This is a genomic window from Rhizobium pisi, from assembly GCF_003938655.1.
Classification (GTDB): Bacteria; Pseudomonadota; Alphaproteobacteria; order Rhizobiales; family Rhizobiaceae; genus Rhizobium; species Rhizobium pisi.
Window position 1 is genome coordinate 163,425 of the sequence record NZ_RJJT01000002.1, and the last position, 15,176, is coordinate 178,600.

Genomic DNA, 15,176 nt, shown 5'->3' on the forward strand with positions numbered 1-15,176 from the left:
TCAGTACCCCGCCTTCTGCCGCTGACGGCGGATATGCGGCGGCATCTCGGCATAGACGCCCTCGAAAATGTCGCGCACCGAAGGCCTGCCGCCGGCATGCAGCGTGCCATGCGTTTCTGCCTGGCGTTGCGCCTCGATCACTTCGTCCATGATTTCGGCTTCGGCCTGCACGTACCGCTCTTCCGACCATGCGCCCTTGACGATCAAATGTTTCTTCAGCCGCAACACGGGATCGCCGAGCGGCCAGGCTTCCGATTCCGTCTTCGGCCGGTAGGCACTCGGATCGTCGGAGGTCGAATGCGCGCCGACACGATAGGTCACATATTCGATCAGCGTCGGGCCGAGATTGCGCCGCGCGCGCTCGGCCGCCCAGCGGGCAACGGCATGGACGGCGAGATAGTCGTTTCCGTCGACCCGCAGCGCCGGAATGCCGAAGCCGAGGCCGCGGGCGGCAAAGGTGCCGGAGCCGCCACGGGCGATGCCCTGGAAGGTGGAGATCGCCCATTGGTTATTGACGATGTTGAGGATGACCGGCGCCTTATAGGTCGAGGCGAAGACGAGCGCCGAATGGAAATCCGATTCCGCCGTCGATCCATCGCCGATCCAGGCCGCGGCAATCCGGCTGTCGTTCTTGATCGCCGAGGCCATCGCCCAGCCGACGGCCTGCACATATTGGGTGGCGAGATTGCCCGAAATCGTAAAGAAACCGTGCTCCTTGGAAGAATACATGATCGGCAGCTGCCGCCCACGCAGGGGATCGCTCTCATTCGAGTAGATCTGGTTCATCATCTCGACCATCGGATAGTCGTCGGCAATCAGCAGGCCCGCCTGGCGATAGGTCGGAAAATTCATGTCTCCCTTGTTGAGCGCCTTGCGGAAGGCGCAGCTGACGGCCTCTTCGCCGAGATGCTGCATGTAGAAGGAGGTCTTGCCTTGTCGCTGCGCCATCAGCATACGGGCATCGAAAGCGCGCAGCTTCATCATGTTTCGCAGCCCGGTCAAAAGCTCTTCATCGGAGAGGGAGCCCGCCCAGGGGCCGACGGCCTCGCCGTCACGGTTCAGCACGCGGATGATCGAATAGGCGAGATCACGGATGTCCTCGGATGCAACATCCACCTCCGGCCGTGGCACGGAACCGGCCTTGGCGATCTTGACGTTGGAAAAATCCGGCTGGCCGCCTGGGCGGACGGCGGGTTCGGGGACGTGCAGGCTCAAACGAGCGGATTCCACCATGTCGTTTTTTTCCTCCCTTTGCCGGCCCTGCCCCTCTCCCCGGAAGCGGGCCGGATGTCATTCTTATAGATTGCGGGCTCATAGATTGCGGGCGATCACCATGCGCTGCACGTCGCTCGTTCCCTCATAGATCTGGCAGATGCGCACATCGCGGTAGATGCGCTCGACAGAATAGTCGGCGGTGTAGCCATAGCCTCCGTGGATCTGGATCGCATCGGAGCAGACGCGCTCGGCCATCTCGGAAGCGAAGAGCTTTGCCATCGAAGCTTCCGACAGGCAGGGAAGCTCCGCTTCCCGGAGAGAGGCGGCGTGAAACACGAGCTGCCGCGCCGCCTCGATCCGCACCGCCATGTCGGCAAGGCGGAAGGCAACCGCCTGATGCTCGATGATCGGCTTGCCGAAAGCCGTACGCTCCCTGGCGTAATCGCGCGCCGCCTCGAAGGCCGCCCGCGCCATGCCGACCGCCTGGGCGGCAATGCCGATCCGCCCGCCTTCGAGATTGGCGAGCGCGATGCGATAACCTTCACCTTCAGACCCGAGCCTCAGCTCGACGGGAACGCTCATGCTGTTGAAGGCGATCTGGCAGGTGTCGGAGGAATGCAGGCCAAGCTTCTCCTCGACGCGGATCACTTCGTAGCCCGGGGTGTCCGTCGGCACGATGAAGGCGGTGATCCCCTTTTTGCCGGCGCCCGGATCGGTGACGGCGAAGACGATCATGATATCGCCGTTCTTCCCCGAGGTGATGAATTGTTTGGAGCCGTCGAGCACATAGTGGTCGCCATCACGCCGCGCCCGGGTCTTGAGGTTCGAGGCATCGGAACCGGCCTGCGGCTCGGTGAGCGCAAAGCCGCCGATCCATTCGCCGCTTGCCAGTTTCGGCAGGAAGCGCTGCCGCTGCTCCTCAGTGCCGAATTTCAGGATCGGCACGCAGCCGACCGAGCTATGCACACTCATGATCGTCGAGCATGGTCCGTCGCCTGCGGCGATCTCTTCCAGCGCGGCGGCATAGGCGATCACGCCGGTATCCGACCCGCCATAGGCTTCCGGCACCAGCATGCCGAGCAGGCCTAACTCGCCCATCTCCTTCAGTTCCTCGCGCGGGAAGAGATGCTCCCGGTCGCGCTTGGCCGCACCCGGCGCCAGCCGGTCGCGGGCAAAGTCACGGGCGAGATCTGAGATTTGCTGCTGGAGTTCGGAAAGGATCATCTGTTCCCCCTCCCCGCTAGTGCCGCTCGATGGCGACTGCCGTCGCCTCGCCGCCGCCGATACAGAGCGCGGCCATGCCGCGCTTCAGGTCGTAGCGCTCCAGCGCCGCAAGCAGCGTCACCAGAATGCGGGCTCCGGAAGCGCCTATGGGATGGCCGAGCGCGCAGGCGCCGCCATGCACATTGACCTTTTCATGCGGCAGTTTGAGATCGCGCATCGCCGCCATGGCGACGACGGCGAAGGCCTCGTTGATTTCGAAGAGATCGACCTCCGAGAGCGCCAGGCCGGTACGATCGGACAGTTTCTGCAATGCGCCGATCGGCGCGGTGGCAAAAAGATTAGGCGCCTGCGAATGGGTAGCATGGCCAAGGATCGTGGCATGCGGCTTGAGGCCGCGATGCTCCGCCTCGGAGCGGCGCATCAGCACCAGGGCTGCCGCGCCATCGGAAATCGAACTGGAATTGGCGGCCGTCACCGTGCCGCCATCACGGAAGGCGGGCTTCAGCGTCGGGATCTTGTCGAGCTTCGCCTTGCCCGGCTGTTCGTCGCGGCTCACCACCTGCTCTGACTTGCCCGACTTCACCGTGACCGGCACGATCTCGCTGTCGAACCAGCCTTCGGCAATCGCCTTCTGCGCCCGCGTCAGCGAGGCGATGGCGTAGGCATCCTGCGCCTCGCGCGTGAACTGATAGGCCTCAGCGCAATCCTCCGCGAAGCTGCCCATCAAGCGCCCCTTGTCATAAGCATCCTCCAGCCCGTCGAGGAACATGTGATCCACGACACGCCCATGGCCGAGCCTGTAGCCGCCACGGGCCCTGTCAAGGAGATAGGGCGCATTCGTCATGCTTTCCATGCCACCCGCGACGGCGATCGAGGCGCTGCCGGCGGCGATCGCGTCATGCGTCATCATGACCGCCTTCATGCCCGAACCGCACATCTTGTTGACGGTGCTCGCCGCGGTCGCGAAGGGCAGGCCGGCATGGATCGTCGCCTGGCGCGCCGGCGCTTGCCCCTGGCCCGCCGGCAGCACGCAACCGAAGACGACCTCCTCGACTGCCTCGGCCGCGATGTGGCTGCGCTCAAGCGCCGCGCGGATCGCCGTTGCTCCGAGCTCCGGCGCCGTCGCCTCCTTCAGCTCTCCCTGAAAGCTGCCGATCGGGGTGCGCGCTGCACCGACGATGACGATGGGATCCTGCAAAACCATCTTTCCTCCTTGGGGCGACGCGTTCAGCGCGCGCCCATCCGCAATGCGCCGTCGAGGCGGATGACCTCGCCGTTCAGCATGTTGTTTTCACAGATATGGCGCACCAACCCTGCAAATTCCGCCGGCCGGCCGAGCCGCGGCGGAAAGGGCACGCTCTGGCCGAGTGCGGCCTGAACCTCGGCCGGCATGCCTGTCATCATCGGCGTCTCGAAAATACCGGGCGCGATCGCGACGACACGAATGCCATGACGGGCGAGCTCGCGGGCGATCGGCAGGGTCATCGCCGCCACCCCGCCCTTGGAAGCGGCATAGGCCGCCTGGCCGATCTGACCATCGAAGGCTGCGACCGACGCAGTATTGACGATCACGCCGCGTTCGCCTTCGCCATCCGGCTCCGAATTCTGGATCGCGGCGGCGGCAAGCCGGATCACGTTGAACGTGCCGATGAGATTGATGCCGATGGTGCGCGCAAAACTTTCCAGCCGATGCGGCCCGTCGCGACCGATCACCTTTTCGGCCGGTGCCACGCCGGCGCAATTCACCAAGCCGCGTAAGTCCCCGAAAGCTTCGAGGGCTGCAGCGATCACCGCGGCTCCTTCCTCGCCATCCGTCACGTCAGCCTTGACGAAACGGGCATCGCTCCCGAATTCCCGGACGATTTCCTGACCGGCTTCCACGTTGAGGTCGGCGACAGTTACCCGCCCGCCGGCTTCCACAAGCATACGCACTGTGGCCGCGCCAAGGCCGGAGCCGCCGCCGGTGACGATGAAGCTTGCACCTCGGATCAGCATGAATCTTCCTCCCTGCCGGCTACGTCCTCCTCCAAGCGCAGCCGGCAGGCACGATTCTATTCGCTCCCCCTATTGCAAGCGATGACAGAACTGCTCCATTATTTCGGCCAGTTTTGCCATAGCGGGGTTGAGATGGCCGAGATCGAGCGGCGGATGATCGCGCCTGCTTTCGTGGAGGAGGCGCTCGACAGCCTGCGGCGGCTCGGGAAACCGACGGCGCCGGTCCTCGACCGAGCCGGCCTGTCCTTCGTCGATCAGCCGGTTTCGGCGGAAACCTATGGGGCGCTCTGGCTGGCAATTGCCGCCGAACTCGACGACGAATTCTTCGGCATGGGCGCACGGCCGATGCGCAGCGGCAGCTTCACGCTGCTCTGCCATTGCGTGCTGCACGCGCCGACGCTGGGTCATGCGCTACGCAGGGCGCTGCGCTTCCTCGATGTCATGCTCGACGATCCCCGCGGGCGGCTCGTCATCCGCGATGGTCTGGCCGAGATCGAACTCCGGGATGCCGGCGACCCGCGTTCGGCCTTCGCCTACCGCACCTATTGGATCATCCTGCACGGCATCACCTGCTGGCTGGTCGGCCGGCGCATTCCGATCCGCCTCGTCGATTTCCGCTGTACGGAGCCGAAACAAGGCGCCGACTACCGGCTCTTCTTCGGCGCGCCTGTGCGCTTTTCGCAACCGATCAGCCGGCTCGGCTTCGACAGCACCATGCTCGACCTGCCGATTACGCGCAGCGAACAGGCGCTCAAACAGTTCCTGCGCGGCGCTCCCGCCAATATTTTGGTGCGCTATCGCTATGATGCCGGCATCGCCGCGGCCGTCCGCCGGCGCTTGAGCCAGGCAACGCCTGCTGCCTGGCGGAGCTTCGCCGAAATCGCTGCAGACATGCGCATGCCGCCCTCAACGCTGCGCCACCGCCTGCGCGACGAGGGACAAAGCTATGCTGCCATCAAAGACGACATCCGCCGGGACCTCGCCGTCGATCTGCTACTGGGCACACCGAAGACCATCGGCGAGATCGCCGTGCAGCTCGGTTATTCCGAACCCAGCGCGTTCTTTCGTGCTTTCCGAAAATGGATGGGCAAGAGCCCCGAGACTTTTCGGCGAGAGGAAGCGGGGGAACAGGCATGAGGTCAGTCGAACCGCTTAACCCGACTTGATTGGCCTCGCACTTTCGCGAACATCGCGGCAATCTTCATCATGAAGGATTTGCTGAAGCGACCGAGAACTTCCTGATGAGGCTCGATGTACCAGGAGTGCTCGACGATATCGTAATTATATTCATCTACGACGATCCAACTCTGTTGGAGATCGCCGAGACCAGCCCGCCGACGCTCGATGTCGGGAATTTCCAAGGTAACCCTCCCCATCTGCGGCGGCTGCGTGGTGATTGCCAGAAGGACGAGGTGCGTATTTCCATCGCTCGCGCTACGGATTGCAACGACAACACAGACCGGCCGCTGTTTTCATCCTTCGGTCTCGCCACGCTGCTGTTGCCACGCCCAGAGATAGGGATAGGTTATTATCTCACCGGGACGAAACTCATGGTTCATCGTCATAGCCTTCGCCGCGTGCCAATCGCTCGATTGCCTCGCCAAACAGTTCGGCATGCTCGTCCGGCATCTCCGAGATGATGTGGGCACGGCGCGGGTCGCTGCCACTCCGGATGCGCTCATAGTGCTCGTAACTCATCAGCACGAAACGCGGCTTGTTGTGGCGAGTAAGAACGACCGGCTCGCGGCTCGCGGCATCGGTGACATCGCCGACCTGTTTGTTGAGATCACCTGTCGTGAATTGTCGCATCGATAATATCTCCATTCGATTTCCATATATTCCATGTTTTCCATATTTTCAAGAAAATGGCATCCGAGCAAATGTGAGCGCACTTGCCGGCATCGTTCAACGGCACTTTGAACCCGACGCAACCCGCGCTACATATTCTATCGGGAGGAGTGCCATGTTTGATTTTTCGCTCGGCGAAACCGCGGACGCGATCCGCGAAACGACGGCGCGACTTGCCGCCGATCATATTGCTCCGCTCGCTGCGGAGATCGACGACAGCAACACGTTTCCGCGCCGGCTCTGGCCCGAGATGGGGGCGCTCGGCCTGCATGGCATCACCGTCGAGGAAGAATTCGGCGGCGCCGGTCTCGGTTATCTCGAACATGTCATCGCCATGGAAGAGGTCTCGCGTGCCTCGGCCTCAGTAGGCCTGAGCTATGGCGCTCATTCCAATCTCTGCGTCAACCAGATCCGCCGCTGGGCCTCGCCGGAGCAGAAACATCGATATCTGCCGAAGCTGATCTCCGGTGAACATGTCGGCTCGCTCGCCATGTCAGAAGTAGGTTCCGGTTCCGATGTCGTTTCCATGCAGCTGCGTGCCGAGCGAAAGGGCGATCGCTATATCCTGAACGGCACCAAGTTCTGGATCACCAATGCGCCGCATGCCGATGTGCTGGTCGTCTATGCCAAGACCGATCCGGCAGCCGGCCCGAAAGGCATTTCCGCGCTCATCATCGAAAAGGGCCTGCCCGGTTTCAGCGTCTCGAAAAAACTTTCCAAGCTCGGCATGCGCGGCAGCGATACAGCCGAACTGGTGTTCCAGGATTGCGAAGCGCCGGCCGAGGCGCTGATGGGCCGGGAGGGAGAAGGCGTGAAGATCCTGATGTCCGGTCTCGATTACGAGCGAACTGTGCTTGCCGGCGGTCCGCTCGGCATCATGCAGGCCTGCCTCGATGTCGTGCTGCCCTATGTGCGGGAGCGCAAGCAATTCGGTAAACCGATCGGCGATTTCCAGCTGATGCAGGCCAAGATCGCCGACATGTATGTCGCGCTGAATTCTGCGCGCGCCTATGTCTATTCCGTCGCACGCTCCTGCGACGCCGGCCGTACGACGCGCACGGATGCCGCTGCCGCCATCCTCTTTGCCAGCGAGAATGCCGTAAAGGTCTCGCTGGAGGCGATCCAGGCGCTCGGCGGCGCAGGCTACACCAAGGAATGGCCGGTCGAGCGCTTCCTGCGTGACGCCAAGCTTTATGATATCGGCGCCGGCACAAACGAGATCCGCCGCTACCTGATCGGCCGGGAGCTTATCGCATCATGACGGTGATTTCCTCGGCGATCGATCGCGACAGCGAGACTTTCAAAGCCAATGCCATCAAGAACAGGGCGCTCATCGATGAACTCTACGAGCGCTCGGCGAAGACTCGCGAAGGCGGCTCGCAAGCGGCCCGCGAACGTCACGCCGGCAAGGGCAAGCTCCTGCCGCGCGACCGTATCCAGCTCCTACTCGATGCCGGCAGCCCTTTCCTGGAGATCGGCGCGCTGGCGGCCAATGGCATGTATGGCGATGAAGCACCGGGTGCCGGCATCATATCAGGCATCGGGCGCGTGTCCGGCCGCGAGGTGATGATCGTCGCCAATGATGCGACGGTGAAGGGCGGCGCCTATTACCCGCTGACGGTGAAAAAACATCTGCGGGCGCAGGAGATCGCCCTGCAGAACCGGCTGCCCTGCCTCTATCTCGTCGACAGCGGCGGCGCCAATCTTCCGCATCAGGCCGAGGTTTTTCCCGACCGCGACCATTTCGGCGCGATCTTCTATAATCAGGCGCAGATGTCGGCCGAGGGAATCCCACAGATCGCCTGCGTCATGGGAAGCTGCACCGCTGGCGGCGCCTATGTACCCGCCATGTCGGACGAAACGGTGATCGTGCGCAATCAGGGTACGATCTTCCTCGCCGGCCCGCCGCTGGTGAAGGCCGCGACCGGCGAGATCATCTCGGCCGAGGAACTCGGCGGCGCCGAAACCCATGGCCGTCGCTCCGGCGTCGTCGATCACGTGGCGGAAAATGACGAACACGCGCTGCTTCTGATGCGCGATATCGTCGCCAGCCTCAACAGCGTGAAATCCGTCGATATCGACATCCAGGCTCCGCGTCCGCCGAAGCTCAACGCCGAGGACCTTCACGGCATCATTCCCGATGACGTGCGCTCGCCCTATGACGTACGCGAAGTCATCGGCCGGATTGTCGATGGCTCGGAACTGCATGAGTTCAAGCCGCTCTACGGCACCACGCTGGTCTGCGGCTTCGCCCGCATCTGGGGAATGCCCGTCGCCGTCATCGCCAATAACGGCGTGCTTTTTTCCGAAAGCGCGCTGAAGGGCGCGCATTTCATCGAACTCGCCTGCCAGCGCCGTGTGCCGCTGCTCTTTCTGCAAAACATTTCCGGCTTCATGGTCGGCGGCCGTTATGAGGCCGGGGGCATCGCCAAGGATGGGGCAAAGCTGGTGACGGCGGTTGCGACCGCTACCGTGCCGAAGGTCACCGTCATCATCGGCGGCAGCTTCGGCGCCGGCAATTACGGCATGTGCGGCCGCGCCTATCGCCCGCGCTTCCTCTTCACCTGGCCGAACAGCCGCATCAGCGTGATGGGCGGCGAACAGGCGGCCTCGGTGCTCGCCACCATCCGCCGCGACGCGATGGAGGCGCGCGGAGAGAATTGGCCCCTTGAAGAGGAAGAGGCCTTCAAGGCGCCGATCCGCGCCGGATACGAGGCCGAGGGCAATCCCTATCATGCCACCGCTCGCCTTTGGGATGACGGCATCATCGATCCGCGCCAGACCCGCGATGTGCTGGGCCTTGCCTTTTCCGCCTGCCTGAATGCGCCGATCCCGAAAGGGCCGCGCTTCGGCCTGTTCAGGATGTGAGCGGCGATGATGGAAAGCCTTCTCATTGCCAACAGGGGCGAAATCGCCCGCCGCATCATCCGCACGGCCAAGATGCTCGGCATCCGCACCATCGCCGTCTATTCCGAGGCCGACGCCGGCCTGCCGTTCGTCAGGGAAGCGGACGAGGCAATCGCCATCGGCCCGGCTCCGGCGCGCGAGAGCTATCTTTCAGAGGCACGCATCCTGCAAGCCGCCCGGAAAACCGGCGCCGCCGCGATCCATCCCGGTTACGGCTTCCTCTCGGAAAATGCCGAATTTGCCGAGGCGGTGGAGAAAGCCGGCATCATCTGGGTCGGCGCGCCCCCGGCGGCCATCCGGGCGATGGGGCTCAAGGACGCCGCGAAGGAGCTGATGCAGGCAGCCGGCGTGCCTGTTACCCCTGGTTACCTCGGACCGGACCAGAGCGAAGAGAGGCTGACGGCGGAAGCCGAAGCCACCGGTTATCCCGTGCTCATCAAGGCCGTCGCCGGCGGCGGCGGCAAGGGAATGCGCCGCGTCGACCGCGCTCAGGATTTCGCTGAACATCTTGCCGCCTGCCGGCGTGAGGCGGCTGCCTCCTTCGGCGACGACCGCGTGCTGATCGAGCGCTACATCAGCAATCCGCGCCATATCGAGGTGCAGGTTTTTGCCGACAAACACGGGAACTGCGTTCATCTCTTCGAACGCGATTGTTCGCTGCAACGCCGCCACCAGAAGGTTATCGAGGAGGCCCCTGCCCCCGGCCTCGATGCCGCCACACGCGCGGCGATCTGCCATGCGGCAGTGAAGGCCGCAAGAGCGGTGAATTATGTCGGCGCCGGCACCATTGAGTTCATCGCCGATGCTTCCGCCGGCCTGCATCCCGACCGTATCTGGTTCATGGAGATGAACACACGCCTGCAGGTGGAACACCCCGTCACCGAGACGATTACCGGCGAGGATCTGGTGCTTTGGCAGCTCAAGGTCGCGGCCGGCGAGCCACTGCCGAAGATGCAAAATGAGATCGTCAGGAACGGCTGGGCGTTCGAAGCCCGGCTCTATGCCGAAAATCCGGCCGCCGGATATCTGCCGTCGACCGGACGGCTCGAACATTTGAAGCTGCCGCAAAGGGTCCGCGTCGATAGCGGCGTCGAACAGGGCGATGAGATCACTGCCTTCTATGATCCGATGATCGCCAAGATCATTGCGCATGGGCCGAACCGCGAGGCTGCACTTTCAAAGCTCGCGGCCGCCTGCGCCGGGATCGAGGTCTGGCCGGTTAGGTCCAATGCCGGTCTTCTCGCCCGTATTGCCGTCGAGCCGGACTTTCGCGCGGCTCGGATCGATACCGGCTTCCTCGACCGCCACGGTGAAAGCCTTGCAGCAAAGGAGCCTGACGAGACGGTCATCGACAGAGCGGCCACTGCGCTTTCGATGGGCGCGGATGATGATCCCTGGTCGGCGCTGCGCGGTTTTCGTATCGCCGGGCCAAACGACAACCGAATGCGCGTGCGCATCGACGGTCACCTCTACTGGGGACGCGCACGCCCGGACCTTGAGCCAAATGCCGTCGAGATGGACGAAACAACGGTGCTTTTCGACGCCGGCAACGCTTGGCCGATCGGCCTGCCTGCTGCGAGCGAGGTCGAGGCGAACCATGGCCCGGGCGATGGCGCGATCCTGTCGCCCATGCCCGGCCTCGTCATTTCGGTGGATGTCGCCGAAGGCGATCGCGTTGCCAAAGGAGACCGTCTGCTGACGGTTGAGGCGATGAAGATGGAACATACGCTACGCGCACCCTTCGACGGCACCGTCGGAAAGCTGCAGGCTTCCACTGGCATCAGGGTTTCGGAAAACCAGCTGGTCGTCACCGTGGTGAAGGAGGAGGATTGATGGCAGGCCGTTATTTCGACGAGTGGGTGGTCGGCGACCGCATCGTCCACGAGATCCGTCGCACGGTCACCGAGACCGACAACCTGCTCTTCACGACGCTCTCCCACAATCCGCAGCCGCTGCATCTCGATGCCGATTATGCAGCCGGCACCGAATTCGGCCGCATCGTCGTCAACGGCACCTTCACCTTTGCGCTCACCGTCGGCCTCTCGGTTGGCGACACCACGCTCGGCACGCTCGTCGCCAATCTCGGCTATGACAAGGTGACGATGCCGAAGCCAGTCTTCCTCGGCGATACGCTAAGGGTGGAAACGGAGGTGACGGAACTGCGCCGCTCGAACTCCCGCCCCGATGCCGGCATCGTCACCTTCCGGCATCTGACGCTTAACCAGCGCGATGAGATCGTCTGCCAGTGCCTGCGCACGGCCATTCTGAAGGTGAAACCGTCATGAGGCTGCGCTCGCTGCTCTTCGTGCCCGGCGACCGGCCGGAGCGTTTCGAAAAGGCGCTCGCCTCAGGCGCCGATGCCGCCATTCTCGATCTCGAAGATTCGGTCGCGCCCGCCAACAAGCCGCGAGCCCGCGAGGCCGTGCACGATTTCGTCCTCGCTCATGCCGGCGCAACCCCTCTCCTTGTCCGCATCAACCCCCTCACCTCCCCGGAATTCCAGAATGACCTTGCTGCTCTGAGCGGCCTTCATCCTTTCGCAATCATGCTGCCGAAAGCCGAGGGGGCGGCTTCCGTGCTGAAGCTCGCAGGCTCTCTTGCATCTGAAATCCCCATCTTGCCGATTGCGACCGAGACACCATCGGCGATCTTCGAGATTGGCAGCTACCGGGATGTCGCAACCAACCTCTGCGGCCTGACCTGGGGTGCTGAGGATCTGCCCGCCGCAATGGGTGCCGCGACCGCGCGCAGGACGGATGGCCGTTACACGCCGCCTTACGAACTTGCTCGCTCGCTCACGTTATTCGGGGCGCATGCCGCCGCCGTCCCGGCCATCGAAACCGTCTATCCCGATTTCCATGATCTCAACGGTCTCAGGGCCTATGTTGGCCGCGCCCGGCGCGACGGCTTTTCCGGCATGATGGCCATCCACCCCAGCCAGGTCGAAACGATCAACCACGCCTTCACGCCCGATGCATCCGAGATCGCCTGGGCCGAGAAAGTCGCCGGCGCCTTTGCTGCCAGGCCGGACGCGGGCGTCATCCAGCTTGACGGGCGTATGCTTGATCTGCCGCATCTCAAGCTCGCGCTCCGCATTCTGGAGACATCAGGACGATAGTCCGCAATCCGCTCGCTTAACCGCCCAGCCGATCAGCCCGACTTCGCCTTTCGCTCGGGAGCTTTATGCCCTTGACCCGTGAGGTAACCGGCACCGACGGCGACGTAGAGATCCACATAATCCTTGGCGACCTGCTGCACGGTGGCTGCAAGGCTTGCCTGGGCATCGGAGACTGAACGCTGTGCGTCCAGGACATCGAGCAGCGACGAGGCGCCATCCTTGTAGCTCGTGGTCGAAAGAGCGAGCGATTCCTGTGCCGTCTGCACCTGCCTGCGCAGCGGTTCCAGCGTCTGCGTGTCGCGGCGAACCGCAGAGAGCGCGTTTTCGACCTCTTCGACCCCGTTCAGCACCGCCGCTTTCCACGCGAGATATTGGGTCCTGGCATCGGATTTCTCGATATCAACATTCGCGCGCAATTTTCCGCCGTCGAAGATCGGCAGGTTGAGTGTCGGCCCGAAGGACCAACTGGTGAGGCTCGAGCCGCTGGCACCCGATGATTTGACCCAGCTCGGCGAGATCGAACCGGAGAGCGAGATCGACGGATAAAGCTGGGCTTCGGCAGTACCGATATCGGCGACGGCCGCCGCCAGCTTGCGTTCGGCCTTTCTTATATCAGGACGTTTGCGAATGAGATCAGCCGGAATGCCGGCGCGAATGTCGCCGTGGAAAACCGGCTGGCCGGCGCTTTTCTGCAGCTCGTCCATCAGCGAGGCCGCCGGCATCCCAAGCAGCGTGGCAATGTGATGGGCCGATTCGGTGAAGCTCTGTTCGAGGCCGGGAATGTCGGACTTTGTCGACTGTACCAGGCCCTCGGCCTGAACGACGTCGAGGCGGGAGGCCGCACCTGCCTTGAGCTGCAGCTGCGTGAGTTCGTAAGTTTGCTGGCGGGATTTCAAGCTCGCCTGTGAAAGCGCGATGCGCTCCTGATAGTAGCGGGCGTCGATATAGCTCTCGACCAGGTCTTTCAGGAAGGTGAGCTTTGCATTGTCGGCCGTCGCATAGGCGGCCCCCAGCGAGGCGATGGCGCTCTCCTTCGAGCGACGGTACTGGCCGAAGAGGTCGAGCAGCCAGGAAAGGCTGGCCCCGCCGGCCGTCGTGTTGGTGGTGCCGACCGTCGTGCGGAGCCGCCCCTTCTCGCCGGATACCGTGTGCGATGCATCGACACTGAGGCTCGGCAGAGCGCCGGCGCCGGCAACCGTGACATTGGCGGAAGCCGAGTTGATGCTCTCGAGCGCCTGCAGCACATCGAGGTTCTCGCGGAGGCCATGGGCCACCAGGCCGTCGAGCCGCTTGTCGCGATAGGCCGTCCACCACTCAGCCGTCGCGACATTGCCGTTGCTCTTGCTGCCACCCTCTGCGAATTTGGCGGGGAGCGGCATCTCAGGGGGAACATGATCCGGCCCGCTGACGCAGCCTGCGAGCAGCAGCGTGAGGGCGGATGCGGCGTAGCGGAGCGATGATAGTCTTGTAGAGAGCGACGGATACACTGGCGAGCTTCCTGAACCGGGATCGTGGGTCAGGCTTAGCGAGGCCAGCGTTAACAGCGGTTAAGAAACTGTAAAGTTAGGTAAAATCGCGAGGGTCAGCCGAACCAGGAGACGTCGGCCGCCGCGGAAGCTCAATTGTGATGGCCAGTCCGCCGCCGTCAGGCAAGGATGCATGCACCCGCCCGCCATGGCGCTCGACGGCCTGCCGGGTGATGGCGAGACCCAGGCCGTATCCGCCTCTCGGCACGGCCTCTTTCCCGCGTGAGAACGGCTGGAAGATGCGCTCGAGTTCGTCGCGCCTGACGCCCGGCCCCTGATCGGTGACGCAGATTTTGAGGCGCTCGGCCGCCGCCTCGCAAGACACGGATATGCCCGAATGTTCGGCCGTGTACTTGACGGCGTTGCGCACGACGTTTTCGAGCGCCCGGTAGATCAGCTCGCCTTCGACCTCGGCGCGGAAGGCGCCGTCGACGCTTGTTGTAATCGAGACATCCCGCGTCTGGGCTTCGAATGCCGCGTCGCCGAGGATTTCGTTCAGCAGTTCGATGACATCCAGAGCCTGGGTTTTCAGCGGCAGGCCGGATCCCGCGGTCAGCCTGGCGAGCGTCAGAACTTCGCCGACCAGCGCATCGAGCCGTTCGACCTCCCGGTCCATGCGATCCAGCATGGCGCCAAGCTTCGCCGGGCTCTGCCGGAGCACACCGACAGCGGCCTGCAGGCGGGACAAGGGCGAGCGCAATTCATGGGAGACGTCGTGGAACAGCCTCTGCTGCGCATTCTGAAGCTCCTGAAGCCGCGCGGCGGTGGAATCGAAGTCATGCGCAAGTGCGGTGACCTCGTCCCTGCGGCCGGCCATCTGGTCGCCGATACGAACGTCGAAGCGGCCATGGGCAAGCGCGCTCAGGCCATCGCGAAGGTGCACGACAGGGCGAATGAGGTATCCGGCGAGTGCGGCCGCAGCAACCGTGCTCGCAATGAAGATCGAAAGCCAGGGCACCAGCAAAGCCAGGTTGTCCACGACGTTGAGAAGAAAGCTGCCTTGCGGCGTCACCGAAATCCGGTAGCAAGTTCCGTCCTTCAGGATCGATTTCGTCTCTGCCGTGCTCTCGTCCGCGCACGCAAGCGACTCCGTGCTTTTCGAAAGCCTCAGGCCGAGCGGCACCGTCTCCTCGCTTGTGCGGATGAAGCGCGCGGCGGCGTCCTCGCCATCCCTTGCAAGCACATTCGCCGTCAGCGTCAGAATGATCGCCCGCTCCTGGTATTCCCGATCGCGGCCGGGGGGCGGAATTTGAAAGAGGTTGACGATCGCGATGATGACAGCGAGCGTCGTTGCCAGCGTCAGCCAGATCGTCGCGAAGAACTTCCAGAAAAGCCTAGGCATG

At 63.4% G+C, this 15,176-nt stretch carries 13 protein-coding genes and 1 pseudogene; 6 read left to right on the forward strand and 8 right to left on the reverse strand.

Annotation, left to right across the window (positions count from 1 at the left end; translation table 11 throughout):
- From EFD55_RS03410 to EFD55_RS03425, 4 genes are all read right to left on the reverse strand, one after another.
- Complete coding sequence (locus EFD55_RS03410) at positions 1-1,233, reverse strand: 3-methyl-2-oxobutanoate dehydrogenase (2-methylpropanoyl-transferring) subunit alpha (RefSeq protein WP_125842998.1); 1,233 nt, start codon at positions 1,231-1,233, stop codon at positions 1-3.
- A 78-nt stretch (positions 1,234-1,311) separates the two neighbouring features.
- Positions 1,312-2,439 carry an acyl-CoA dehydrogenase family protein gene (locus EFD55_RS03415; protein WP_125843000.1) on the reverse strand — a complete coding sequence of 376 codons (1,128 nt, stop codon included), beginning with the start codon at positions 2,437-2,439 and terminating at the stop codon, positions 1,312-1,314.
- 16 nt (positions 2,440-2,455) lie between these two features.
- Positions 2,456-3,643 (reverse strand): acetyl-CoA C-acyltransferase, encoded by a 1,188-nt coding sequence (locus tag EFD55_RS03420; protein WP_125843002.1) that lies wholly within the window; start codon positions 3,641-3,643, stop codon positions 2,456-2,458.
- A gap of 23 nt (positions 3,644-3,666) precedes the next feature.
- Positions 3,667-4,434, reverse strand: a complete 768-nt coding sequence (locus tag EFD55_RS03425) for a 3-hydroxyacyl-CoA dehydrogenase (protein ID WP_125843004.1) — start codon at positions 4,432-4,434, stop codon at positions 3,667-3,669.
- A gap of 81 nt (positions 4,435-4,515) precedes the next feature.
- On the opposite strand from EFD55_RS03425, the gene EFD55_RS03430 reads away from it, so the two are divergent.
- A complete protein-coding gene (locus tag EFD55_RS03430; RefSeq protein ID WP_125843006.1) occupies positions 4,516-5,571 on the forward strand; it encodes an AraC family transcriptional regulator in 1,056 nt (351 codons plus the stop codon).
- A 2-nt stretch (positions 5,572-5,573) separates the two neighbouring features.
- On the opposite strand, the pseudogene EFD55_RS03435 reads toward EFD55_RS03430, so the two are convergent.
- Together EFD55_RS03435 and EFD55_RS03440 are read right to left on the reverse strand one after the other, a co-directional pair.
- Positions 5,574-5,993 (reverse strand): annotated as a pseudogene (locus EFD55_RS03435) (hypothetical protein).
- Complete coding sequence (locus EFD55_RS03440; protein WP_125843008.1) at positions 5,983-6,243, reverse strand: type II toxin-antitoxin system Phd/YefM family antitoxin; 261 nt, start codon at positions 6,241-6,243, stop codon at positions 5,983-5,985. Before EFD55_RS03440 ends, EFD55_RS03435 begins: the two are co-directional and overlap by 11 nt.
- A gap of 154 nt (positions 6,244-6,397) precedes the next feature.
- Between EFD55_RS03440 and EFD55_RS03445 the strand changes: the two genes are divergently transcribed.
- Genes EFD55_RS03445 through EFD55_RS03465 form a run of 5 tightly spaced genes read left to right on the forward strand, consistent with a single transcriptional unit; the run spans position 6,398 to position 12,307 of the window.
- Complete coding sequence (locus EFD55_RS03445; RefSeq protein ID WP_125843010.1) at positions 6,398-7,543, forward strand: isovaleryl-CoA dehydrogenase; 1,146 nt, start codon at positions 6,398-6,400, stop codon at positions 7,541-7,543.
- Positions 7,540-9,150, forward strand: a complete 1,611-nt coding sequence (locus EFD55_RS03450; protein WP_125843012.1) for a carboxyl transferase domain-containing protein — start codon at positions 7,540-7,542, stop codon at positions 9,148-9,150. The genes EFD55_RS03445 and EFD55_RS03450 overlap by 4 nt, the downstream gene beginning before the upstream one ends.
- Positions 9,151-9,156: 6 nt before the next feature.
- Positions 9,157-11,022 carry an acetyl/propionyl/methylcrotonyl-CoA carboxylase subunit alpha gene (locus EFD55_RS03455; RefSeq protein ID WP_125843013.1) on the forward strand — a complete coding sequence of 622 codons (1,866 nt, stop codon included), beginning with the start codon at positions 9,157-9,159 and terminating at the stop codon, positions 11,020-11,022.
- Positions 11,022-11,474, forward strand: coding sequence for a MaoC family dehydratase (locus EFD55_RS03460; RefSeq protein WP_125843015.1), 453 nt, complete (start codon positions 11,022-11,024; stop codon positions 11,472-11,474). The genes EFD55_RS03455 and EFD55_RS03460 overlap by 1 nt, the downstream gene beginning before the upstream one ends.
- Positions 11,471-12,307 carry an HpcH/HpaI aldolase/citrate lyase family protein gene (locus EFD55_RS03465; RefSeq protein ID WP_125843017.1) on the forward strand — a complete coding sequence of 279 codons (837 nt, stop codon included), beginning with the start codon at positions 11,471-11,473 and terminating at the stop codon, positions 12,305-12,307. The genes EFD55_RS03460 and EFD55_RS03465 overlap by 4 nt, the downstream gene beginning before the upstream one ends.
- A 32-nt stretch (positions 12,308-12,339) precedes the next feature.
- Here the strand turns inward: EFD55_RS03465 and EFD55_RS03470 are convergent, their stop codons facing one another.
- Both EFD55_RS03470 and EFD55_RS03475 read right to left on the reverse strand, forming a co-directional pair.
- On the reverse strand, positions 12,340-13,794 hold the full coding sequence (locus EFD55_RS03470; protein WP_125843019.1) for an efflux transporter outer membrane subunit: 1,455 nt from the start codon (positions 13,792-13,794) through the stop codon (positions 12,340-12,342).
- 76 nt (positions 13,795-13,870) lie between these two features.
- Positions 13,871-15,175: a HAMP domain-containing sensor histidine kinase gene (locus tag EFD55_RS03475; RefSeq protein ID WP_125843021.1), complete on the reverse strand. Its 1,305-nt coding sequence runs from the start codon at positions 15,173-15,175 to the stop codon at positions 13,871-13,873.
- Between the last annotated feature and the right edge of the window lies 1 nt (position 15,176).